A 22,425-nucleotide genomic window follows, 5' to 3' on the forward strand; every position below is an offset into this window, starting at 1 on the left:
CCGGCAGGTCGAGGCCGAACAGCCCCCGCCACTCCCGCTCCCGGTCGGCGAGGGTCGCGCTCAGCGAGTCCGGGTCCAGGGCGAGCGTTTCCAGTTCGGCGTCGGTCGCCATGAAGATCTGTCCGGGGTGGTCCAGATGACCGTGCTCGTGCAGGCGTCTACCGAGCTCCACCAGTGGCATCCGCGCCTCGTGCAGGATCTTGATGCAGGTGGTCTTCGCGCGTTCCCGCCAGGCGCCGAAGCGGCGCGCCGAGGCGAGCGCGCCGTGGCAGGTGGCCTGCGCGGTGGCGTCCCCACCGAGGCGGGCGAGCGCCTGCGTGAGCGCGGCCTCGGTGTCCACTGCCTGGCTGCGCGCGCGCAGGACCGGGGATGCGTCGTCGTCGAGGTGGCGCAGCCGGTCGAGCAGCGCCAGCGGCAGCTCGGGCCTGGTCTCCCAGGTTTCCGAGCCCAGATCCCACTCGTTGGGGCCGCGGTAGCCGAAGTTCCGCAGGAAGGCCGCGAACCCTACGTGGAACGCGGGATGGACGTCGGCCAGGCGCGTGACCAGGCCGTTCACCCCACCGTCGAACGCGGCTGCGAGCCCCGCGTCGCCGCGGATGACCCGGGAGAGATCCCAGAGCGCGAAGGAGGGGGCGGCTGAATCGACGTCCCCGGCCTTGCCGATGAGCCGGACCACGAGGGCGGTGTCGCCGCCGAGGAGCTGGCCGAGCACGCCCGGACCGACCGCGCTGCTGTTTGAGGCGATCACCTCGCCGCGCCACGCCAGCCGTTCCAGCGACAGCACCGACCGGGCCCTGGCAACCAGGGCCAGCGCGCTCATCGTCGCCAGGTCCGGACGCTGCTCCCGCAGCGTGTCGGCGATCGCGCGATCCTCGTCGAGTTCCGGGAACGTCGTCGTCGACAGCACCCACCCCGCCCGCGCCGCGATGGCCGCGGACCGTTCCTCATTGACGTCGTCCGGTCGGATGACGTGTGCCGGCGGCTCACCGCCACCCGCGAACCACATGGCGTCCACCGCGTCGGTGCTGATCCCGGAACGGATACCGGTCAGCCGGGGCAACGTCATGTTGACGTACAGGTGGCCGTAGAAGAAGGCCGCGTTCGGGGAGACGTCGACCGACTGCTCGGCCAGGGTGAACGCCCCGAAGGCGGCCACACCCGTGTCCCAGCCGGGAAGGATGAACGGGATCCAGCCAAGGCTTGCGCCCAGCGGGGTGATCGGATCCGCCAACACGTCGTTGGCGTTGAGCCGAGTGTAGATCGGAAATCGTTGGCTCGGCTGTGTGTCGATGATCCACTGCTGGCTGGTCATGCGTCCCGCTCCTCCTGGTCCGTCCGGACATGGACCGACGTTGGCTGGTGTATCTGTGACGTGCAACACTCCTACGGTAGAAACTGTAGTGCAAGCAAACTAAGTGGCTGATGTTTCGGTTCGTAGGTCCCCAGGTTCGTGATCATGGTTCTGCTCGCGCACCTGTCGACCTCACGCGCTCCCAGGAGGACGTATGCAGCTTGAAGGCAAGGTCGCGGCCATCACGGGAGGGACGGCGGGGATCGGCCGCGCCATCGCCGAGGCGTTTCTCGCCCAGGGGGCGTCCGTCGCGATCAACGGTCGGTCCGTGGACAAGGGGGAGAAGACCCTCGCGGCCCTGGGTGCCGGCGACCGGGCGATCTTCCGCGCCGGTGACGTCACCCAGCAGGCCGACGTCGAGGGCTTCGTCGACGCGACCGTCGAGCACTTCGGACGGGTCGACATCCTGGTCAACAACGCCGGTGGAGCCGTCGACCTTCAGCCGACCGTCCTGCTCAGCGATGAGACGTGGGACCTGACGATGAAGTGGAACCTGTACTCGACCTTCTGGGCCACCCGGCGCGCCCTGCCGCCCATGATCGAACGCAGGTGGGGGCGGATCATCAACATCTCCTCGGTGGAGGGCAAGCACGGCAAGCCCGTCCTGACCCCCTATGTGGCCGCCAAGCACGCCATCAACGGCATGACCAAGTCGATCGCTCGCGAGGTCGGAGCCGAGGGGGTCACCGTCAACTCGATCTGCCCGGGTCTGATCATCACCGACGTCGTCAGGGACAACGGGCCGGCCACGGCCGCGGCCATGGGGATCACCTTCGACGAGATGGTCGAGCTGTTCGCCAAGGAGTCCTCGATCAAGCGGCCCAACACGGTCGAGGAGGTCGCGGCCATGGCGGTGCTGCTCGCCTCGCCCGCGGGCGCGGGTATCACCGGCGCGCTGCTCAGCGTCGACGGCGGCACCGCGTCCTACTGACGTACCCGTCGTGCCGAGTGTCCTGGTTGGACGGCGAGTGCGCCGCCGTCCAACCGTGCACCGACCACGGTCAGGCGAGCAGGGTGCGGCCGAGGTGATCGGCGGCGTCCCGGGCGCCGGGCAGGACGAAGAAGTAGCCGCCGCCGGTGGGGCTGATGTAGTCGACCAGGGGCTCGTCGATGAGCCTGGTCTGGGTGGCCTCGAACTGGCGGGCGATGTCCTGCTGGTAGCAGCAGAAGGCCAGACCCATGTCGAGGTTGCCGTTGGCGTCGATGCCCCGGTCGTAGTTGTAGCCCCGGCGCAGGATGCGGGAGTCCGCGGTGGCGGCGCTGCGGGGGTTGGACAGCCGGATGTGCGCGTCGAGCGGGATGATCTTACCGTCGGCGTCACCGGCGTAGTCCGGGATGTCACGTTCGGCCGTACCGTCCAGCGGGGCGCCGGTATCCCGTCGCCGGCCGATCATCATCTCCTGTTCGTTGAGAGAGACCCGGTCCCAGAACTCCACCAGCATCCGGATGACGCGGATGACCTGGTAGGAGCCGCCCGCGGTCCAGGCGGGCTCGTCGCCGCCGTGTACCCAGACCAGCCGGTCCATCTCGGCGGCGCTGGTCACGTCCGGATTGGCGATGCCGTCCTTGAAACCGAGCAGGTTGCGCTGGGCGCCGGCCGGTCGTGGTGGGTTCTGAAAGCCGTCGACGCGCCAGCGCAGCTGCATTCCGCCGCGGGTGTGGCGAGCGATGTCACGCAGCGCGTGCAGCACGGTGTCGCGGCTGTGTGCGCACAGCTGCAGGCTGAGGTCGCCGTGACACTGTGTCGCGTCGAGGTTGTCGTTGGGGAACGTGCGCATCGGTGTGAGATGGCGCGGCCGCCGGTCGGCCAGGCCGAACCGGCCGTCGAACAGCGACGCGCCCACCCCGACGGTGACGGTCAGCGAATCGGAGGGCACGGTGGGCCCGACGATGCCGCTGTCCGACGGTGGGGCGGTGCTGCCGAGGTCGACCGGGGTGCCGCCGGCGGTCAGGAAACGTGCCCGGTCAGTGATCGTCTTGAACAGTTCGACCAGCCCGGCGCGGTCCGGCGCGATCACGTCGAAGGACGCGAACATCGCCGCCGTGGGCGGCGGTGTGACGATCCCGGCCTGATGGGTCCCGTAGAAGGCGACCACCTCGTCCGAGCTCGTGTCGTGGGTGCCGCCCGGGTCGCTTGCGGCCAGCGCCACGCCGCCGGCGCCCACGGCCGCACCCGCGGCCAGCGCCCCGGCGAGAAAGGACCGGCGCCCGAGCGCAACGCCTGGGAACCCGGCGCGCCGTCGCGGCGCCGGGCAGCTGGCGGCGGCGGTGGGGGTGGCCGCGGTGGGGGTGTCTGCCGGCTGCCGTGGCAGTGACGGGTCGGCGGATTCGGTCATCGACGGCGCTCCGGAAGGGTGCGAAGGTGAGGTGGTGTCGCGGGCGGGAATCGCGGGCTCGCTCATCCGGTGGTTCTGATTTCCAGGACGTCGGGGATGGGTGCGAGGGTCTCCAGCAGTGCGCCGAGGCTGCCGTTCAACCGCGCCCGGTCGCCGCGGGGGAGGGTGTCCGGGGCGATCCAGGTTCCGGCCGGGTCGGCGGTCTGCCGTAGGAGCGTCCCGAATGCGTCGAGCTGGCGTTGGGAGGCCGCGAGTGTGGCCGGCGCCCGTGTCGTCAGCAGCGGCGCGATGATGGTCAACAGTTCGCGGGTTCCGTCCACGTTCGCCGCCGCGGTCGCCAGCGCCGTGCCGCTGCCCTGGTCGGCGGTACCGGTGAGCTGGAACTCGATGGTGTTCTCAAGAATTTCGTGGGTGCGCAGCGCCAGGTCGTGGGAATCGAATTCCTGGGTGGGGAAGGCCTTGACGAGCCCGGCGACGGAATCGGCGAGCGTCGCCGCCGGCGCCTTCAACGAGTCCACCGACTCGCCGTGCCACAGCCCGTGCTCGACCCGGTGGAATCCGGCGAAGTCCGGGTCGGCGACGCCGTCCGGCAGACCCGCGGGCCGTTCGTTGATCGACGCGTCGAAGTCGCCGAACGTGCCGTAGGCGGCGCCGAGTCGTTCGTAGTCAAGATGCGCGGTGAGCCAGTCGCGACGGGCCACGTCGAGGTCGCCGGCCTCGACGTCCGCCCGCAGCGTGTCGGTGTCGCGTGCCAGCGTGGCCAGGCCCGCGGTGACGAACGCGCGGTAGGCGTCCACGGGTGCGCGCATGGTCTCTTCCGTCACCGGGATGATCGCCAGGCCGCCGTTGCCCGGGCCGGCCACCCGCCGGCTCGCCGAGACGACGGGATCTCCACCGTCGGGGAGGCACTGCCAGGCGTAGGTGCCGCCTCCGATGGTCGCGGCCAGCGGCCGGCTGGTGCCCGGGGCGAGCAGTTCGATCTCAGCGTGGATCGCACCGCTCGCCGGGTCGATGAGGCGGACCTCCATGGTGTGCCCGCCGGTGTTGCGGACGGTGAAGGTCACCCGGCCGGGCTGCGGCGCGTCCCAGGCGGTGACGCAGGAACCCGAGGTCGCCTCGATCGTCGTTTCACCCGTCCCGGTGGCCGGGCCGAGCGCGAGGATAGCGGCGCCGGCGGCGACGGCGGGTACGGCGACCATGGCCACCGGAAGCACCCACCGGGGCACCCGCCGCGAACCGCCCGGTGCCGGCTGGACTTCGACCGGCGCGACCTCGGCGGCGGCGACAGTCGCCGGTACCGCGGGCGATGGCGCGCGGGCGGGGCGGATACCCCGGACGAACAGGGCCATCACCGGGATCAGATAGGCGAGGTAGCCGACGAGCTGGAGGACGGTCAGCCGGGGTGTGATGTTGAAGACGCCCTCGACGAGCCGGGCGTACCAGGAGCTCGGGTCGATGGTGGCGCCGAGGTCGAACGCGGCCGTGCCGATGCCGGGCAGGATGGCGCTCTCCTGCAGATCACGCAGGCCGTACCCGGCCACGCCGGACGCGATCACAATCAGCCCGATGCCGGTGAACGTGAAGAATCGGGCCAGATTGATCTTCACGGCCCGGCGGTACATGCCGACGCACAACGCAGCGGCGAGCGTGAGACCGGCGGCGGCCCCGACCAGCGGGCCGGCCGATTCGCCCGCGCCGCGGGTGGTCGTCCAGACGAACAGGGAGGTCTCCAGGCCCTCCCGGGCCACCGCGAGGAACGCGGTGAGGACCAGCACGCCGGGCCCGAGCGTGAGCGCGGCCGTCACCCGGCCCGCGATCTCGCCGGACAGCGCCCGTGCCGACCGCCGCATCCAGAAGATCATCGCGGTGACGAACCCGACCGCGACCAGGCTCAGGACGCCGCTGAACGCCTCCTGCGCTTTGGTCGACATCGAGGCGGCGGCGAAGGTCAGGACCGCCCCGAAGCTCACCGAGAGCGCGACGGCCCCAAGCGCCCCTATCCAGACCTGGGGCAGACGGGCCCGTTCGTCGGCACGGACGAGCGTGGCGACCAGGATCGAGACGATCAGACCCGCCTCGAGACCCTCCCGCAGCCCGATGAGCAGGTTCGGGAGAACGTCGCTCCACACGTCCGGTACCTCCGTGATCGCCGGTGTTGGTTTAAGGGAAGGTACCAGAAATATAAGTAAAGCTCACCTAATCGAATGACGACCTGAGATGCCGGTCATGCCGGGGTGGCGAGGAAGCGGACCGTTCGGCCCCGAAGCCACGGACCGGGTTCGGGCAGGCTGCGTTTCTGGCTTGAGGTTAGGAACGACTGCCGAGCAGGTGGCCGGTTTCGTTCGCGGAGTGGACGACGATCCGGCCCGAGGAGAGCTTCTCGACCCGGGACACCGAGGTGTACCCGGCGTTGAACCAGAAAAGGTCGCGGGTACCGATGACCCCGGCCAGAATGGCGTTGATGATCCCGCCGTGGCCGACGGCCACCACTCGGCCGGACGGCCAGCGCTCGAAGAGCTGCTCCAGGCAGTCGTGGGCACGGGCGATGAAGGCGGGTTGGTCGAGCTCCGGGACGAAGTCGTTGTAACGGCCTTCGACGGCTGCTCGGGCGCGTGGGTCGTCCGCGGCCATCTGTTCCACCGGGGTGTAGACCTCGTTCGGTTCGTGGGGTTCCCACTCGCGCAGGTCGGGGATCTCGACCGGGACGAATCCCAGTTCCGCGGCGAGTACGGCCGCGGTCTCGCGGGCCCGCCGCAGCGGGCTGGTGGCCAGGGCGTCCACCTGCTCGGCGGCCAGCCACGCAGCCAGCCGCTTGGCCTGGATCATGCCGTCCCCGGCCAGGCCGGGATCGGCGACGCCGTTGACGGGCAGGCCGTGGCGGACGAACAGCACCTCAGTCATGGGTTCACTTTCCAGCTCCCGGCCCGGAGGCCGGTCAAGGGCGGGTGTCGGCCGAAGGCGGTGAGGGTGAGGGCGGGGGTGAGGGTTGTTTATCCGGCGATGGTGCGTTCGGTGTCCCAGTAGGGACGCCGCAGCGCCTTCTTGTCGACCTTGCCCATGGCGTTGCGAGGTAGCTCCGTGATGATTTCATATGATTTCGGGCATTTGTATGCGGCGAGTGAGGCCCGGCAGAACTGGTCGAGGTCGCCGCTGTCCGGTGCCTGGCCCGCAGGCACGATCAGTGCCCGCAACGCCTCACCCATGTCCGTGTCGGGTACGCCGATCACGGCGACATCCGCTACCTGGGGGTGGTGCGCGAGGACACGCTCGCTCTCGGCCGGGTAGAGGTTCACCCCGCCGGAGACCACCATGTCAGCTATCCGATCGGTGATATGGACGTAGCCGTCCGCGTCGACATAGCCGACGTCGCCGAGAGTGAACACGTTCGGAAGGAGGTATGCGGCGGCGGTCTTGGCCGGATCGTCGTGGTACCGCACGCCCCGGTCGGCCGGGGCGCGGAAGCCCAGTACCCCGACCTCGCCGGCGGGCATCGGGGCGTTGTCGGCGTCGAGGACCACCGCCTCGAACGGCGGCATGCAGCGGCCGACCGAACCGGGTCGGACCAGCCACTCCTCGCTGCTGATCCGGCAGAGCGTGCCCACCTCGCTGCCGCCGTAGGACTCCACCAGCACCGGCCCGAACCAGTCGATCATCGCCCGTTTGACGTCGGGCGGGCAGGCCGACCCGGTGTGGGGGAGACTGCGCAGGCTCGTCACGTCATGGCCGGCGCGTACGTCGGCGGGCAGGGCGAGCAGCCGGGAGAAGTGCGTCGGGACCATCACCGTCGAGGTCACCCGGTGGCTCTCGATGAGGCGCAGCACGCGCTCGGCGTCGAACCGTCCAAGGACGACCACGGGCTGTCCGGACAGCAGGTGGCGCAGGCTTGTCAGGGGAGCGTTGTGCTGGAGCGGCCCGACCACCAGGTGTGGTCCGGCGGGGAAGCCCGAGCGGGCGGCCAGCGCCTCGGCGTAGGCCACCGCACTCGGCGGTGTCGGCGCGGTCCAGCGGACCTCGGTGCCCCGTGGTCGGCCGGTGGTGCCAGAGGTGTAGACCAGCGGTGGTCGGGCGGGCCGGCCGGCAACATCGGGCATCGCCCGGTCGCTACCGGTCCAGTCCGTCCAGTCCGTCTGGCTGCCAACGCCAACGCCAACGCCGGTGCCGGTGCCAACGCCGGTGCCGGTGCCAACGTCGGTGCCGGTGCCAACGTCGGTGCCGGTGCCGGTGCCGGTGCCGGTGCCGTGGACGACGACGACGCGTAACCGTGCGGGTCCGGCGGCCGCGGTCACACCGTCGCGGCTGGCCGGCCCGGCGACCGCTGCCACCGCGCCGGCGTCGAGGAGTAGGTCGGTCAGCTCCCCGACGGCGAGCTGGCGGGAGACGGCCACGGTTCCGACGCCGGCGAGGATGCCTGCGGCGTGTGCGACCAGGGTGGGGATGGAGTTCTCCCCGGTCACCGCGACCCGCTCCCCGTCGCCACCCGCCACCGCCAGCATCTCCGCGGCGACTCCACGCACCTGGGTGGCGAGTTCCGCCCACGTCAGGTGCCCGGTGTCGTCCACCAAGGCGACGCCGGTCGGGTCCTGCCGCATCCGATCATCGATCCCAGCGAGCCGCAACGGACCTCACCGCCCTTTTCAAGGTCTGACCCCTGTTGCCCGTCCACCCCGGATGACTGTAGCCACATAGCTGTAGACAGCGTCAAGAAACCGGGTCGATCGCAGTCGGCGAAACCGGGCTGGGTGGGGGCAGCGCGAGGTCGATGGCGGCCGATCGGACCAGGTTGATCGCTCCGGCCTCGGCCGCCGCGTACGGCCAGCGCCGGGGTTCACCACCCAGGCCGGTGACGGACGAGGTCACCACGACCGTTCCGCCGCCGGCGCGGCGCATTGCCCCGATCGCGGCCCGCAGGCCCAGCACCACCCGGTGGCCGTCATACCTGCCCGACCCGGGGATCGAGCCGGACCGGATTCCTACGCGCCCATGCGTGTGCCTCGGATGAGGCCACCCAGGCCAGTGCGTTCGCGATCAGCTGTCGGTAGTTCGCCAGCGCGAACGTGCGGGCGCAGTCGCCGGGCAGCAGGTAGACCAGTGGACTGCGGCCGGCGACCTTCGCCCAGGCCAGAAGGTCGCTCGCGGGCGGGTGCCCCGAGCAGTCCGGCGCGTGGCGCTCGCCGAGCAGGACGTGTTCATAGGCCGAGCGGAAGCGGCTGCCGTTCAGGTCGGCGTCGGTCCGCAGCAACGGGACGACGTCGGCTTCGAAGACCGGGCAGCAGTACAGCTCATCGGTGACGGTGAACTCGGCGACGCCGGCGCAGACCGGGTGGGTGGGCGCCGCCACGCGCACGGAATATTCGCCCACCCAGCTGCCCGACGACGGCCACATCCGGCCGCGTAACCGGGCTGACGCGTAGTGGAAGCGACCGCCCAGCGCCTCGGCCCAGCCCTCCCAACCAGGCCAGCCGGCCAGCGAGTGGTGGGTGACGACGAGCCCCTGGCCCATCTCAAGCAGCTCGACGAGGGCACGGGCCACCTGCGGATCGGGGCCTTCGGGCACGGGCGGCGAGCCCCGGTGCAGGCTCAGGCCGGGGATGTCGTGGCAGAGCAGTGCCTCGAAGCTCCCGGCATGCTCGGGCCGCAACCACGCCTGCGCGCAGGGCTGGATTGCATGCGTCCACAGCCAGTCCCGCTCGGCACAGATGTCGGCCACCATCCCGAGGAAGGCGTCAAGGTCGACACGGTGACCGCCGGTGAGAACCAGGACCCGCATGGGTTCATCTCCCTGACTTACTGCAGCTGCTCACCACAAACATCGGATACGAGTCTGGCGTGTCGAGTCATCCCTTACTAGAGTCCATTTCGACAAACTCCCGGATGTCGGATGGCACGGCGATTCGCTGTGCATGGCAGCCGGGCCACGGCAGAGAGGGGCAGGCATCATGACGCGAGCCGCCACGGCCGACCAGGACGCCCAGCCCGCGCCGCCGGCCGCCGAGACCGCCGGCACCGCCGAGACCGCCGGCACCGCCGACGCGGCCGTGCTCCTGGACCTGCACCGCCGGATGGTGCGCATTCGGGTGTTCGAGACCGAGGCGGGTCGGCTGATGGAGGCCGGAACGCTGCCTGGTTTTCTGCACCTCTACGTCGGGCAGGAGGCGGTCGCCGCCGGCGCGATCAGCACGCTGCGCGATGAGGACCAGATCACCTCCACCCACCGCGGGCACGGTCACGCGGTCGCCAAGGGTGCGGACTTCGCCCGGATGTTCGCGGAACTGTTCGGCCGGGTTGACGGCTACTGCCACGGCCGGGGCGGGAGCATGCACATCAACGACCTGTCGATCGGCATGCTCGGCGCGAACGGCATCGTCGGCGCTGGCATCCCGATCGCGGTGGGCGCGGCCTTCGCCGGCGCCTACCGGTCCGACGGGACGGTTGCCATGGCGTTCTTCGGTGACGGCGCGTCGAACATCGGCACCTTCCACGAGGCGGCCAACCTCGCCGCCGTGCTGCACCTGCCGGTCGTGCTCGTCTGCGAGAACAACGGCTACGCCGAGTTCACGCCACAGGCCCGGCACATGCTGCTCACCGATGTCGCTGATCGCGCCGCCGCCTACGGCATGCCGAGCGAGATCTGCGACGGGATGGACGCGGTCGCCGTCCGTGCGGCCACCCTGCGCGCGGTGGAACGGGCCCGGGCCGGTGGTGGCCCGACCATGGTCGAGGCCAAGACCTACCGTTATTACGATCACCAGGGCGTCAAGGGTCTGCGCATCCAGTACCGCACCCAGGAGGAGATCGACGCCTGGAAGGAACGCGACGCGATCAAGCTGCTGGAGCGCGGGGCGACCGCTGCCGGCACCGTCGCTCCAGAGCGGTTCGAGGAGATCTGGGCGCAGACCAGGACCGAGGTGGCCGCGGCGATCGCCTTCGCGGAGGCGAGTCCCGAGCCGGATCCGGCGGACATCGCCCGTGACGTCTACAGCGAATGAGCCCGGTACAGCGACGAGCGGCCGAAGGAGTTCCCAGTCGATGACCCGCACCCTGACCTATGTCAAGGCGTTCAATGAGGGCCTCGCGCAGGTCATGCGCGACGACGACGACGTGTTCGTAGTCGGTGAGGATGTCGCCGGCTACGGTGGGGTCTTCCACATGTTCGACGGGTTGCTCTCGGAGTTCGGGCCGCGCCGCGTCGTGGACACGCCCATCTCCGAGGCGGCGATCGTCGGCCTCGGCGTGGGTGCCGCCGCCCGCGGCCTGCGGCCGGTGTGTGACCTGATGTTCATGGACTTCCTCGGCGTCTGCATGGACCAGGTGGTCAACCAGGCCGCCAAGATGAAGTTCATGTACGGCGGGTCGGTCAACGTTCCGCTCACCATCACGACCGCGGCGGGTGCCGGGCTCGGCGCGGCCGCGCAGCACTCCCAGAGCCTGGAGGCGTGGCTCGCCCACACCCCGGGACTCAAGGTGGTCATGCCCGCCACCCCGGCGGATGCCAAAGGGATGATCGTCTCTGCGGTGCGTGACGACAATCCGGTCATCGTGATGCTCAACAAGGTCCTGCTCGGAGCCAAGGGAGACGTGCCCGAGGAGATCTACGAGGTCCCGATCGGGAAGGCCGCCACGCTGCGCACCGGCGACGACGTCACGATTGTGGCCCTGGGGCGGATGACCGTCGAGGCGATGGCCGCGGCCGATGAACTCGCAGCTGAGGGCGTCTCGGTCGAGGTCATCGACCCCCGGACCGTGCAGCCGCTGGACAGCCAGGCGATCGTCGAGTCGGTTGTGCGCACCAACCGGGTGCTTGTGGTCCACGAGGCTGTTCGGTTCGGTGGCATCGGCGCCGAGATCGCCGCGCAGGTCCAGGAAGTCGCCTTCGACTATCTGGACGCCCCGGTGCTGCGCCTGGGCGCACCCTTCACCCCGGTGCCGTTCAGCCCGGCGCTTGAGCGGGCCTACATCCCTGACCGCACCCGGATAGCCGACGGCTGCCGCCGCCTGCTCGCACGGGGCTAGGGCCAGGGCCGGGGAGAGAGGAACTGCGGCGATGGCTGTCGAGGTGCTGCTGCCCAAGCTCGGGCTGACGATGCAGGAAGGCACGATCACCGAATGGCTCGTGCCGCCCGGTGGCCCGGTGCGACCCGGCGATGTGATCATGAGGCTCGCGACCGACAAGGTCGACACGGACGTCGAGGCCGAGGGCGAGGGGCATTTCCATCCGGTCGTACCGGCCGGAACCACCCTGCCTCCCGGCGCACTGGTGGGCTGGCTGCTCGCCGCCGGCGAGATTCTGCCGGGTGCGGTGTCCGGTGCTGGGCCCTCCGGCGCGGTGGTGTCCGGCGCGGTGGCGTCTGGTGCTGCGCTGTCTGGTGCGGCGGCGGCCCAACCCGGGCCGGCCGGTCGGCTGCTGGCGTCCCCGAACGCCCGTCGCGTCGCCCGTGCGCGAGGCATCGATCTCGTAACCATCCGTGGCACCGGGCCGGGCGGCCGGATCGTCTCCGAGGACATAGAGGCGGTGGACGTCGCCGCCCCGCCGCTGCCCGCCGCGCCCCTGCTCGCCGCGCCGCCGCCCGCCGCGCCGCTGGTGCGCCGGTACGCGGAGACCCTCGGTGTGGACCTCGCCACGGTTGCCGGGCGCGGACCCGCAGGCCGCATCCGCCGGGCCGATGTGGAGCGCGCAGCGGCAGCCGCGGCCGCAGCCGGGACGCGGGATGAACGCCCACCGCAGGCAGCGCCACCGGCCGGTCCACGGGCGGGTCAGGTCATCGCGCTGACCGGTATGCGGGGCGCGATCGCCCGCACCATGCATGCCAGCCTGCAGGAGATGGCGCAGCTCACCCACGGTTACGAGGCGGATGTGACCGACCTCGTGGCCCTGCGTGCCCAGCTCAAGCGGGAGTGGACGGGCACCGGTGCCACCGCGGGCGAACCGCGGGTGCCATCACTGAACGACTTCGTCGTGCGCGCTGCGGCATTGGCGCTGGGTGACCATCCGCTGCTCAACGCCACCATCCGCGACGGCGCAATCCACCTACTGCCCGAGATCCACGTCGGGGTGGCCGTGGCCGTGCCGGACGGACTGCTCGTGCCGGTCGTGCGCGACGCCGCCACCCGCGGTCTGCTCGACATTGCAGCCGAGGTGAGACGCCTGGCCGGCGCCGCCCGTGACAAGAAGCTTGCTGTGCGAGATCTGGAGGGTGCGACCTTCGTGGTCACATCCCTTGGCGGATACGGCGTGGACTTCTTCACCCCGGTGATCAATCCGCCGAACGTGGCCATCCTCGGGGTCGGGCGGGTCCGCGACGGGGTCCGCTGGGAGGGGGACACGCCGCGGCGGACGTCGGTGCTGACACTCAGCCTCAGCTTCGACCACCGTGCCGTCGACGGTGCGCCCGCCGCTGAATACCTTCGGACGGTCACGGCGTTGCTCGCCCGTCCGTTGCTGTTGCTCGCGGGTTGACTGCTCGCGGGTTGACTGCTCGCGGGTTGACGGCGGGGGGACGGCGTGGGGGTTGAAGGCTGAAAAGGGAGTCCTGATGACGTCAGTGGTACCACCGCGTCCCGCCCCGATCGATCATGAGCTGTTCGCCTCGCTGGACCCACCGCGGCTGGCAGGTGCCACGTGCGGGCGGTGCGGAACGACGATCTTCCCGGTCGGGCCGTCCTGCCCCCGGTGCTCGGCGGCTGGCAGCGACATATCCGTGGTCACGCTGCCCGAAACCGGCACGATCTGGACGCTGACCGTGCAGGGTTTCGAACCGAAGCCGCCGTATCACGCTCCACCGGACGGCTTCGCGCCGTACGCGGTCGGCTATGTGGATCTCGGCGGGGTGCTCGTCGAGTCCCTGCTGGTCGGGGACCCGGCCATGCTCGACATCGGACTGCGGGTATGGCTCACCCTCGTCCCGACCGGCGCCACCGGCGAGGTCACCTACGCCTTCGAGCCGGCAGCGGGCCTCGGGGAGACGGGAGCGGACACGTGAGTACCGACCGGGACCGGGATGCCGCCGACGCCGTCTACATCGTCGGGGTCGGCATCCACCCTTTCGGCCGGCACGAGGGCGTTGCCGCGATGGTCATGGCCGAGCATGCAACCCGGGCCGCGCTTGCCGACGCAGGCATCGGCTGGCCCGACGTCGACCTTGCCGTCGGTGGCAGCAACGTGTCCGGCAAGCCCGACACCCTCGTTTCCCGCCTCGGTCTTACCGGACTATCGTTCATTACCGTACGCAATGGATGTGCCACTGGTGGTGTAGCATTGGCGACCGCGGCGAACGCGCTGCGGGCCCGGGAAGCCGACGTGGCGACCGTTATTGGGTTCGACAAGCACCCGCGTGGCGCGTTCAACTCCGACCCGGCCAGTTACGGGCTGGGGGACTGGTACGGCCGGACCGGTCTCATGGTCACCACCCAGTACTTCGCCATGAAGACCCGGCGTTACCAGTACGAACACGCGGTCTCCGACCGGTCACTGGCCCGGGTCGCGGTGCGCGCGCTGCGCAACGGCGAGGCCAGCCCCACCGCCTGGCGGCGCACCCCGCTCACCGAGGATGAGGTACTCGCCGCGCCGACGGTCAACGCCCCGCTGACCCGATCGATGTTCTGCTCGCCGAGCGAGGGAGCGGTCGCCCTCGTCCTCGCCCGTGGCGACCGTGCCGGTGACCTGTGTGAACGCCCGGTGCGGCTCGCGTCGGTGGCGTTGCGCACCCGCCGGTTCGGATCGTTCGAGGTGTTCTCCCCGTGGCTTGCGCCCGATCCTTACCACAGCCCGAGCATCGACGCGGCTGCCGCGGCGTTCGCCGCCGCCGGTGTCGACCCGTCCGAGGTGGCCGTCGCGCAACTGCAGGACACCGACAGCGGCTCGGAGATCATCCACCTCGCCGAAACGGGCCTGTGCGGGCACGGCGAGCAGGAGAAACTCCTTGCTGACGGCTCCACCGAGGCCTACGGCCGCCTCCCGGTCAACACCGACGGCGGATGCATCGCCAACGGTGAGCCGATCGGCGCGTCCGGACTGCGCCAGGTGCACGAGGTCGTCCGCCAGCTGCAGGGGCGGGCGCTGGGCCGGGCGGTCCCCGGGGCCCCGCGGGTCGGCTTCACCCACGTGTACGGCGCGCCGGGACTGTCCGCCTGCGCGGTCCTGACCGTCTGAGCTGACCGTCCAGGTCGACCGTTTGAGCTGACCGCCTGAGCTGACCGTCTGATGATGCCGTGCGAAAGGGACCCCCACCGATGACCGCTTCGGGCAGCAACGTCGACCTCGTGACCTGGCGTGGCGAGGTACGGCGCTGGCTCGCCGCCACCGTTGCCGCGCCGGTGGCAAGCCACGGCCCGCCCGACCTCGCGGTGTTCCGTAACCTCTCCGACGGCGACGAGCACACGTTGCTGGAGAACGTCCGAGCCTATCGGCGGGCCCGCTACGACGCGGGCTACGGAGCGCTCACGCTGCCGGTGGAGCACGGCGGCGCCGGTCTGCCCGCGCTGTTCGCGACCGCCTTCGCCGAGGAGGAACGCGCGTTCGCCGTGCCGCCGTCCACCGAGCTGATCAGCGTGACGACCGGTCTGGTCGGCCCGGCCGTGGCGATGTTCGGCACCGAGGCACAGCGGGAGCAGTTCGTCGGGCCGCTGCTGCGTACCGATCTGCTCGCCTGTCAGCTGTTCAGCGAACCCGGGGCCGGTTCCGACCTCGCGGCACTGGCCTGCCGCGCCGTGGCGGACGGGGAGACCTGGGTCGTCGACGGGCAGAAGGTCTGGTCGTCCGGCGCGCGGTTCGCCGACTACGGACTGTTGCTTGCCCGCACCGACCCGGACGTGCCCAAGCACGCCGGGATCACCGCCTTCCTGGTTCCCATGGACGCCCCCGGTATCGAGATCCGCCCGATCCGGCAGATGAGCGGAGGTACGTCGTTCAACGAGGTCTTCCTCACCGGCGTCCGGATCCCCGACGCCCTGCGTGTCGGCGCGGTCGGCAACGGTTGGCGGGTCGCGAACGCGACGCTGTCCTTCGAGCGCACCGCGTCCGGATCGGTGACCCGGCGTAAGGGCGGAACCTTCGACGACGTGCTGGAGCTCGCCCGCCGCCTGGGCCGGGCCGGTGACCCGGTGGTCCGTCAGCAGCTCGCGGATCTCTACATCCGGACGGTGCTGCGGGCCGCGACCGCCGGACGGGTGGCGCGGGCCGCAGCGGCCGGGGCGTCGCCGGGGCCGGCGGCATCCGTCGGCAAGCTGGTCGCCTCCGACGTGCTGACCCGCACCGGCGAGCTCGCCGTCGACCTGCTGGGTAGCCGGGCGGCGGCCGACTCCGGTGAGGGGTTCGGCTGGACCGAGCATCTACTCGGCGCGCCCGGCTACCGGCTGGCCGGCGGAACCGACCAGATCCAGCGGAACATCATCGGAGAGCGGGTCCTGGGCCTGCCGGCGGAGCCGCGGATCGACAAGGACGTGCCCTGGTCCGCGTTGTCCCGCTCCTGAGCGGCGGCCTGAACCTCACCCGGGCGGGTTCTGGGCGGAGGCGATGACGTGGAACGCCACACCGAACGGGTCCTCGACGATGGCGACACGCCCGTAGGGGGAGTCCTGGGGTTCGCCGGGACATGCGCCGCCGCCGTCGAGGACCCGCCGTACGGCCGCGTCGGTGTCCTCGACCTCGAAGTAGGTGATCCAGGATGACGACGGCGCGTCGGCCACGCCGTGAATTCCGCCGATCATCTGGCCGTCGCCGCGGTGCAGCACGGTGTAGTCGATGTCGGGAGCCGCCATGGGTTCCAGGGTGTAGTCGAAAACCGCCTGGTAGAACGGGCGGGCCGCGTCCGCTGTGGGTGTGCGCAGCTCGTTCCACGCCAGGGAACCGGGTTCGTTGACGATCCGCGCGCCGGGGTGCATACGGCCCTGCCAGAGGCCGAACTGCGCGCCGGTCGGATCGAGGGCGATCGCCATCCGCCCGGCGTCCATCGCATCGATGGGCGCCACGACGACCTGGCCGCCGGCGTCGGCGATGTGCTTGGCAGTGCCGTCAGCGTCGTCGGTGGCGAAGTAGAGGTTCCACCAGAAGGAGGTGGCGTTCGGGTCCGGGTTCGCCATGACGGCCGCCACCGGCTGCCCGCGCAGCAGGCACATCGTGTAGCCCCCGGCTTCGGGGGGTCCCTCCTCGAACTCCCAGCCGAACAGGGTGCCGTAGAACTCCTTTGCGCGTTGGATGTCGGGAATGCCGAGGTCGATCCAGGTGGGTGTCCCCGGCGGTTGGTTACTCGTGACTTCGACCATGGGTCCGTCTCCTTCGAGCGTGTCGGGTACAGGCCTGCCTACCCATCCTCGACATCTCCTGACGGTTCGACCAGTCCCCACGCTCGCAAGCCCACGCCGACTCCGGGGTCCTCAGCTGAGGACGGTGATCCTGGCGCCTGTGCCGGAGAGGTAGAGCGGGCTGTCGGTGATGTTCACGCGGTCCTCCTCTTTCAGAACGGTGGTGGCTCCGGCTCCGGCTCCGGGTTGGGGTTCGGGTTCGGGTTGCAGTCGATGTAGGGTTCCGGACTGGTGTGGTGGACGCGTTTTTCCGGGCTCGTCCAGGTGACCGACCCGTCGGAGCCGGCCAGGTTGACCGACCATTTCCCCCCGTGTTTCATGCGGTGGTGGCGGCGACACAGAGTGAGCAGGTTTGCCGGGTCGGTGGTCCCGCCGCCAGCATGGGGCTGGACGTGGTCGAGGTCGCAGGCCGCGGCGGGTTTACGGCAGCTCGGGAACCGACAGGTGCGGTCCCGGGTCTGCACGTGACGGGCGAGCGCGGCTGAGGGGAACCGTCGCCGGCTCACATCCAGGAGACTGCCGTCGACGGGGTCGGTGAGGATCCGCCGCCAGGTGGCGTTGGCCGCGCAGGCCAGGTCGCGGGCGAGCCCTGCGGAGATCGGCCCGTAGCCGGCCAGCTCGCCGGGGGCGTCGGTCAGCCCCAGCAGGGTGTCGGCAGGCACGATCACCCCGATCTCGATGTGGACGGGTTCGTAATCATGATGGCGGCCCAGCAGTAGATCGGTGAGGACGTCCGCGCGGCGTTCATCCATGCTCCGGGGATCGTCCGGAGCGCCGGCACAGCGGGCGAGGGCGTCGATGTGCTGGTAGGCGGCCTGGGCTTCGGCAGCCGGCAGGAACGCCCACAGTTCGGCCATGCCGTCATCGAGGGGTCCGATGCGCACCTGCCGCTCCCGGCGCTGCTTCTCGTGGCGCCGCTGGGCGCCATCGGGGTCGACGGCGAGCACGGCCCGGCGCAGGGCCTGGCGGAACAGCGTGTGGCTCGCCCGACCGCCGCGGGCCAGCACCTTCTCCTCGACGGCCGCCGCGTGGACCTGTGACAGCGAGCCGGTGGCGTCGGCGACCGCGCGCGCTCGGCCCAGGTCGATCGCACCGGCTTCCAGAGCGGCCAGGGTGGCCGGTAGCCGGTAGGTCACCGTGTGCGCCAGCTTCAGCTGGGCGGCTGCGGCGCTGCACGACAGGTCCAGCTCGATGGCGATCTCGCTGGCGGCGAACTCGCTGAACACCGGGTCCGGCCCGGCCGCGGACCGCAGCTCGACGAACCGGGCCTGCGTGCGGATCAGCGCCGCGTCCAACCTGGCCTTCTCCCGCACGATGGTCGTCATGAGGGTCAGGCAGGCATCCGCATCCAAGGCGGCGATAGGCTCGGGGCCTGCGCACGCATCACATGTTGGGCACGCATCAGATCTTGCGCACCCATCGGTCGGATCGAACATATGTTCAGTTTAGCTCGCTATCCCGACATTTCCACCCCGTTCAGCGACCCGGATTCGTCGTCGGGCCGCCCCGGACGCCTTCACCATCGCGGCAACCTCGACGGCCCGACGACGATTCTGCGTGGACAAGGCGTGCTCCTGGATGTTCCAACCCGGCCAGGTAACTGCTGGTGCCGCCCTTGACCGACGACCGGTGGACGCGGGTCAGCCGCTGACGCCGATCTGGCCGAGCAGAGTCGCGTGGTCGAAGGAGACGGTCTCCTTGACAAGCCGGTCGCCGTCGAAGTGGAAGACGCAGCCGCAGCGCACGTCGATGGGTCTGCCGGTGGCGGGCACACCGGCCCACGGGCCATGGTGGGTAACCGCCATCCGGGTGTCGACGAACACGATGTCGTCGCCGTGGTGGATTGAAAGGGCTTCGGCGGCGAAATCGGGGAACGCGCCGAACAGCATGGTCAGTAGCTCCTCGACCGCTTGCGGCCCGTTCGTCGGGGCGCCCAGGGCGACCACGTCGTAGTTGGCCTCGGCGAAGGTGTTGAGGGTGGCGGCCCTCGGCCTCCATGTGCGTCCGCACGATCGCTTCGCGGCGGGCCCGCAGCTTGGCTTCGGGAGTGGTGTTGGTGTCGGTGTCGGTGGTGGCCGTGTTAGTGGTTGTCGTCATGGCCGCAATGGTGCGCGGGCGGCCCCGGCCCGGAGATCCCGGAGATCCCGGAGATCCGCCATTTGCCGTCGCCGGCAGACTATGTACACGCTTTCCCCGCGGCTGGCTGCTGGCTGCTGGCGGATTCAGGCGATGCCCGAGCGCACGGCGAACGCTGTCGCCTCAGCAGGTCGGCGGCCAGGAAGACGTGGGTGGGGTTGGCGAGGTCCGCATCATCCGCGCGGGTCGCGAGGGTGACCAGGCGTCGCCCGATCGCGATCCGCTCGGTCAGATGGCCCGCTCCCCGCAGGGTGAACTGGCGGGCGTGCAACGCGACCCCGAGGGCCGCGTCGTCGCCGCTTACGCCGGCCACCTCGAGCGCTTCGGCACTGCGTTCCCGCGCCGGTTCACCACCGGCATGCCAGTACAGCTCGATCGCCAGTCGGCTGAGCAGCCGTGCCCGAAGTGCGTGATTGTCGGTGTTCGCCTTGATGGCGTGGGTGAGCAGGGAGACCAACGTCCAGTCGACGGTGCCTGCGGTGACCACGGTGGTGCCCGCGCCCAACGCGGCGCGGGCGAGTTGTGCGCGTGCGCCGCAGCGTGCGGCCATCTCGGCGGCGCGGTCGCAGGCGCGGCGCGCACTGTCGCGGTGGCCGGCCCGCGCCCATGCCGGCGGCGTCATGCCCGCCGGCGTGCAGCAGCCTGGACAGCTCCTGTACGAAGAAGGGGTTGCCGCCGGTCCGGGCGTGCATCGTCGCCACGATGTCGCGGTAGGCGGCGATGACGAGCACCGGGGCGTCCGCAAGTTCCCCGGTCAGATAGGTCAGCAGCAGCACCGAGGGCTCGTCGGCGCGGTGCAGGTCGTCGATGACGATGACGAGGCCGCTGCCTTCACCGGCCAGCCGGACCATGGTGCACACCGCGTCGAACAGACGGAATCGGGACGCCGCGTCGGGCTGGCCGGGGGTGCTATTGATCAGGCGCTCGATGTCGGTCCACCCCGGTCCGAGTCGCTGCGCGTACAGACCCGGCACCGGCGTGGGTCGGCGGTTCGGGTCGGTGACCAGAGCCCGCAGCACCTGGACCCAGGGCCAGGACGCCGGCGCGCCACCGTCCTCCCGGCAGCGGCTGGAGACCGTGCGGACCCCGGCGGCCGTGGCGTGCGCGAGCAGTTCGTGCAGGAGCCGGGTCTTGCCGATCCCGGGCTCGCCGCCGAGCAGCACGAGCCCGCCGCGGCCCGCGCGTGCAGCGTCCAGCCGGTCGACGAGCAGGCCCAGCTCAGCGTCCCGGCCGACCAGTGGGGCCGGGCCTGCGGCCTGGAACGCAATCGGACGGCCCCCCTTGTGCACCTGAGCACTGTCGACCGCCGAGGCCACCGCCGTCCACACATCCCACCCGTTGGCCGAAGGCCGGGTCCGTAGGGCCGCGCAGCTTATCTGTCGGTCACCGTGGGGTGGCCGGTTCCGGCGTGAACGGGCCACACCGTGTCTGGTACCGGTACCGAGCCGTGGTCACCCTCGTGGACCTGGGTGAGGATCGTGTGCAGCTGAGAATCGGCGTGGACCTCAGCCGTGTGCCGCCACTCGGTGAGCAGCTGCGAGATCGGGGCCATGTTGTTCACCGCTGCCGTGGCGTGTGCGGTCCGCACGAACTCGGCGGCCAGCTCGTCGGCCGCGGCGGCCGGCAGGAACCGCACCTATACCTATGCAAGCACGGTGGGTAGCACCTGGCGGATCAGATCGGCACCGCCCTGCTCGCGGAGCACGCCGGCGAGCAGACGTGCAGTCAGGTCCACGACCTCACCCTCCTGCTGGGCCCGGTCGGCGGACATCAGCACCAGGTCGTCGGCGTCCCGGCGGCGCAGGCGTAGCGCCCGGATGCCGGCCAGCCGGGCGGTTGTCCTCGTCGGGTGCTGGATCAGCTCGGTGAACGGCGCTTCCTGAGGCGGACCACTCACGACCTCAAAGATACCTAAGAGATCGTCGCGTCCGGGCATGCCGTCGATGTCGACTCCGCAAAATGATCACTCGGCGGTGAGGTCGTCGTCTCAATCGGCATCCTCGTCGCTGTTCTCACCGACTCCCAGCGGCAGCCGGGCCACCGTGTCCCACCCGTACGCGTGGCTCTCGCGGCGCAGCTCCACCAGGGTGACGGAATCGACCACGACGCGGATCCGGGGCAGCTCCCGCAGGGTCGCGACGGTCTCGACGACCGGGCGCGCGTCGATCGTTTCGCCTACGTAGGCGATGTTGATATATGGGTGGAACTCGTCGGGTTCGCCAACGGCCTTCACCGTGCGGGCCCCCGCGTCAAGGACGTGGTCATTCAGTGCAAGCAGCGGTTCCCAGGGGACGACGGCGAGTCCGACCGAGTCTGGGGAGCCGGTCGCCGGGCCCACGATCAGCGTGAACGGTTCGATGGCCGCGAGCGACCGACGGGCCTCGGCGACGGCACGGTCGATGTCGTCGATGTCGTCGATCTCGTCGACGAAGGCCAGCCGAGCGAGGGTGAGCAGCAGCCCGTCGGGGGACACGTGGTCGAGGCCGGGCAGCCGCAGCCGGTCCTGGCACCGTGCGACCAGCTCGTGCAACTCCGCGGCGTCCTCGAAGGTCAGCACCCAGTGGTAGGCGCGACGTCCGCGGATCCAGCCCGGACGGCTCCAGTGACTGGCGAGGGTGTCGAGGCCGGCGAAGCGATGCCAGTCGGCGGTCACGGGATCGTCGAAGGATGGGATGATCCGGTCCTGCCACTGGCCGTCCGCCAGTGCCACCAGCTTGTCCAGTCGATCCAGAGCGGGTGCGGGGGAGCACAGGCCGAGGTTGTGCGCGGCGTGCAGCACATAGCCGAACGCCGGCGGGGTCCGCGGCGTGTGCGCGAGCAGGCCTGCGCTTATTTCCCCGTCGGGCAGTTCGGGATCGGGCCGCTGGCCGGATGGCGGCAGCAGCCCCGGGAATAGCAGCCCCGCCATCGCCCACAGATCGTCCACGGCGCTGTGCGTCGACCAGATCAGCCCGCGAAGGTCCGCCCAGGCATTCTGATGCGCGGTCAGGGCCTTCTCGGCCGCCTGTCGCAGCTGGTGGTAGTCATCCTCGACTGCGGCGAGTTCCGCGGCGGCCTCGTCGGCGCTGTCGGCGTCCGGGTTGTGGATGGCGATCTTCATGACGATCGTGCTGACGCTGAGCATCACCAGGAGAAAGACGACCACCACGGTCAGGTAGAGGCCGGAGCCCCCGCCGCCGCTGGCGCCGTCGCTCCGGCCAAGCTCGTCGGACGCTTGTCCCGCCGCCGTCAGGAAATCGCCGCGGGCCTTGGCGGCCATGCCGATCAACGTCAGCACTGCGACGGCGAGCGCACCTGGCACCCGCC

21 protein-coding genes and 1 pseudogene are annotated in these 22,425 nt (G+C 70.6%); 7 read left to right on the forward strand and 15 right to left on the reverse strand.

The genetic code is table 11. The annotated features are described in order from the left end of the window. Window positions 1-1,312, reverse strand: a 1,312-nt coding sequence (locus U9977_RS00120) for a hypothetical protein (RefSeq protein ID WP_322747060.1), incomplete at its 3' end; no start/stop codon positions are given. A gap of 193 nt (window positions 1,313-1,505) precedes the next feature. Here U9977_RS00120 and U9977_RS00125 point away from each other — a divergent pair. Beyond that, the gene (locus U9977_RS00125; protein ID WP_322747061.1) at window positions 1,506-2,282 is read left to right on the forward strand and encodes an SDR family NAD(P)-dependent oxidoreductase; all 777 of its coding nucleotides are present in this window, start codon (window positions 1,506-1,508) and stop codon (window positions 2,280-2,282) included. Between the two features lie 70 nt (window positions 2,283-2,352). Here the strand turns inward: U9977_RS00125 and efeB are convergent, their stop codons facing one another. From efeB to U9977_RS00155, 6 genes are all read right to left on the reverse strand, one after another. Next, window positions 2,353-3,687 carry an iron uptake transporter deferrochelatase/peroxidase subunit gene (efeB, locus tag U9977_RS00130; RefSeq protein WP_416210432.1) on the reverse strand — a complete coding sequence of 445 codons (1,335 nt, stop codon included), beginning with the start codon at window positions 3,685-3,687 and terminating at the stop codon, window positions 2,353-2,355. A 62-nt stretch (window positions 3,688-3,749) separates the two neighbouring features. Next, complete coding sequence (gene efeU, locus U9977_RS00135) at window positions 3,750-5,816, reverse strand: iron uptake transporter permease EfeU (RefSeq protein WP_322747063.1); 2,067 nt, start codon at window positions 5,814-5,816, stop codon at window positions 3,750-3,752. 178 nt (window positions 5,817-5,994) lie between these two features. After that, the gene (locus U9977_RS00140) at window positions 5,995-6,588 is read right to left on the reverse strand and encodes a histidine phosphatase family protein (RefSeq protein WP_322747064.1); all 594 of its coding nucleotides are present in this window, start codon (window positions 6,586-6,588) and stop codon (window positions 5,995-5,997) included. 89 nt (window positions 6,589-6,677) lie between these two features. Continuing rightward, window positions 6,678-8,276: an AMP-binding protein gene (locus U9977_RS00145; RefSeq protein ID WP_322747065.1), complete on the reverse strand. Its 1,599-nt coding sequence runs from the start codon at window positions 8,274-8,276 to the stop codon at window positions 6,678-6,680. 109 nt (window positions 8,277-8,385) lie between these two features. Further along, window positions 8,386-8,607: an SDR family NAD(P)-dependent oxidoreductase gene (locus U9977_RS00150; protein ID WP_322747066.1), complete on the reverse strand. Its 222-nt coding sequence runs from the start codon at window positions 8,605-8,607 to the stop codon at window positions 8,386-8,388. A 10-nt stretch (window positions 8,608-8,617) separates the two neighbouring features. After that, window positions 8,618-9,454 (reverse strand): ThuA domain-containing protein, encoded by an 837-nt coding sequence (locus U9977_RS00155; RefSeq protein ID WP_322747067.1) that lies wholly within the window; start codon window positions 9,452-9,454, stop codon window positions 8,618-8,620. Between the two features lie 169 nt (window positions 9,455-9,623). On the opposite strand from U9977_RS00155, the gene U9977_RS00160 reads away from it, so the two are divergent. The 6 genes from U9977_RS00160 to U9977_RS00185 all read left to right on the forward strand — a co-directional run bounded on the left by U9977_RS00160 (window position 9,624) and on the right by U9977_RS00185 (window position 16,152). Further along, a complete protein-coding gene (locus U9977_RS00160) occupies window positions 9,624-10,673 on the forward strand; it encodes a thiamine pyrophosphate-dependent dehydrogenase E1 component subunit alpha (RefSeq protein ID WP_322747068.1) in 1,050 nt (349 codons plus the stop codon). 40 nt (window positions 10,674-10,713) lie between these two features. Beyond that, entirely contained in the window at window positions 10,714-11,697 is a 984-nt protein-coding gene (locus tag U9977_RS00165; protein WP_322747069.1) for an alpha-ketoacid dehydrogenase subunit beta, read from the forward strand. Between the two features lie 31 nt (window positions 11,698-11,728). Then, the gene (locus U9977_RS00170; RefSeq protein ID WP_322747070.1) at window positions 11,729-13,141 is read left to right on the forward strand and encodes a dihydrolipoamide acetyltransferase family protein; all 1,413 of its coding nucleotides are present in this window, start codon (window positions 11,729-11,731) and stop codon (window positions 13,139-13,141) included. A 76-nt stretch (window positions 13,142-13,217) separates the two neighbouring features. Then, window positions 13,218-13,664, forward strand: coding sequence for a Zn-ribbon domain-containing OB-fold protein (locus U9977_RS00175; RefSeq protein ID WP_322747071.1), 447 nt, complete (start codon window positions 13,218-13,220; stop codon window positions 13,662-13,664). Next, window positions 13,661-14,833, forward strand: a complete 1,173-nt coding sequence (locus U9977_RS00180; RefSeq protein ID WP_322747072.1) for a thiolase family protein — start codon at window positions 13,661-13,663, stop codon at window positions 14,831-14,833. Before U9977_RS00175 ends, U9977_RS00180 begins: the two co-directional genes overlap by 4 nt. Before the next feature lie 80 nt (window positions 14,834-14,913). Beyond that, window positions 14,914-16,152 carry an acyl-CoA dehydrogenase family protein gene (locus tag U9977_RS00185; RefSeq protein WP_322747073.1) on the forward strand — a complete coding sequence of 413 codons (1,239 nt, stop codon included), beginning with the start codon at window positions 14,914-14,916 and terminating at the stop codon, window positions 16,150-16,152. 15 nt (window positions 16,153-16,167) lie between these two features. On the opposite strand, the gene U9977_RS00190 is transcribed toward U9977_RS00185, so the two are convergent. From U9977_RS00190 to U9977_RS00225, 8 genes and pseudogenes are all read right to left on the reverse strand, one after another. Beyond that, a complete protein-coding gene (locus U9977_RS00190) occupies window positions 16,168-16,944 on the reverse strand; it encodes a VOC family protein (protein WP_322747074.1) in 777 nt (258 codons plus the stop codon). Between the two features lie 191 nt (window positions 16,945-17,135). Continuing rightward, window positions 17,136-18,308: an HNH endonuclease signature motif containing protein gene (locus tag U9977_RS00195; RefSeq protein WP_322747075.1), complete on the reverse strand. Its 1,173-nt coding sequence runs from the start codon at window positions 18,306-18,308 to the stop codon at window positions 17,136-17,138. 315 nt (window positions 18,309-18,623) lie between these two features. Beyond that, window positions 18,624-18,929 carry an ester cyclase gene (locus tag U9977_RS00200; RefSeq protein ID WP_416210429.1) on the reverse strand — a complete coding sequence of 102 codons (306 nt, stop codon included), beginning with the start codon at window positions 18,927-18,929 and terminating at the stop codon, window positions 18,624-18,626. 230 nt (window positions 18,930-19,159) lie between these two features. Next, window positions 19,160-19,606, reverse strand: coding sequence for a hypothetical protein (locus U9977_RS00205; RefSeq protein WP_322747076.1), 447 nt, complete (start codon window positions 19,604-19,606; stop codon window positions 19,160-19,162). Window positions 19,607-19,898: 292 nt separating this feature from the next. Then, window positions 19,899-20,540: pseudogene (locus tag U9977_RS26775) on the reverse strand (AAA family ATPase); the annotation flags it as partial. Then, window positions 20,492-20,755, reverse strand: coding sequence for a hypothetical protein (locus U9977_RS00215; protein ID WP_322747078.1), 264 nt, complete (start codon window positions 20,753-20,755; stop codon window positions 20,492-20,494). The pseudogene U9977_RS26775 and the gene U9977_RS00215, both read right to left, overlap by 49 nt. Before the next feature lie 6 nt (window positions 20,756-20,761). Continuing rightward, the gene (locus tag U9977_RS00220) at window positions 20,762-21,055 is read right to left on the reverse strand and encodes a hypothetical protein (protein ID WP_322747079.1); all 294 of its coding nucleotides are present in this window, start codon (window positions 21,053-21,055) and stop codon (window positions 20,762-20,764) included. Between the two features lie 51 nt (window positions 21,056-21,106). Then, window positions 21,107-22,425 (reverse strand): 2'-5' RNA ligase family protein (locus U9977_RS00225; protein ID WP_322747080.1); only part of this gene is annotated, 1,319 nt, incomplete at its 5' end.

Source organism: Protofrankia sp. Cas8, assembly GCF_963555845.1.
Classification (GTDB): Bacteria; Actinomycetota; Actinomycetes; order Frankiales; family Frankiaceae; genus Protofrankia.

What these genes read in the sequence shown, in the direction of transcription:
- U9977_RS00185 (WP_322747073.1), top strand. Translation starts at nt 14,914, where the DNA reads ATGACCGCTTCGGGCAGCAACGTCGACCTCGTGACCTGGCGTGGCGAG.
- U9977_RS00145 (WP_322747065.1), bottom strand. Translation starts at nt 8,276, where the DNA reads ATGCGGCAGGACCCGACCGGCGTCGCCTTGGTGGACGACACCGGGCAC.
- U9977_RS00170 (WP_322747070.1), top strand. Translation starts at nt 11,729, where the DNA reads ATGGCTGTCGAGGTGCTGCTGCCCAAGCTCGGGCTGACGATGCAGGAA.
- U9977_RS00220 (WP_322747079.1), bottom strand. Translation starts at nt 21,055, where the DNA reads ATGCCCGGACGCGACGATCTCTTAGGTATCTTTGAGGTCGTGAGTGGT.
- U9977_RS00140 (WP_322747064.1), bottom strand. Translation starts at nt 6,588, where the DNA reads ATGACTGAGGTGCTGTTCGTCCGCCACGGCCTGCCCGTCAACGGCGTC.
- U9977_RS00160 (WP_322747068.1), top strand. Translation starts at nt 9,624, where the DNA reads ATGACGCGAGCCGCCACGGCCGACCAGGACGCCCAGCCCGCGCCGCCG.
- U9977_RS00195 (WP_322747075.1), bottom strand. Translation starts at nt 18,308, where the DNA reads ATGACGACCATCGTGCGGGAGAAGGCCAGGTTGGACGCGGCGCTGATC.
- U9977_RS00165 (WP_322747069.1), top strand. Translation starts at nt 10,714, where the DNA reads ATGACCCGCACCCTGACCTATGTCAAGGCGTTCAATGAGGGCCTCGCG.
- U9977_RS00155 (WP_322747067.1), bottom strand. Translation starts at nt 9,454, where the DNA reads ATGCGGGTCCTGGTTCTCACCGGCGGTCACCGTGTCGACCTTGACGCC.
- U9977_RS00125 (WP_322747061.1), top strand. Translation starts at nt 1,506, where the DNA reads ATGCAGCTTGAAGGCAAGGTCGCGGCCATCACGGGAGGGACGGCGGGG.
- U9977_RS00175 (WP_322747071.1), top strand. Translation starts at nt 13,218, where the DNA reads ATGACGTCAGTGGTACCACCGCGTCCCGCCCCGATCGATCATGAGCTG.
- efeB (WP_416210432.1), bottom strand. Translation starts at nt 3,687, where the DNA reads ATGACCGAATCCGCCGACCCGTCACTGCCACGGCAGCCGGCAGACACC.
- U9977_RS00190 (WP_322747074.1), bottom strand. Translation starts at nt 16,944, where the DNA reads ATGGTCGAAGTCACGAGTAACCAACCGCCGGGGACACCCACCTGGATC.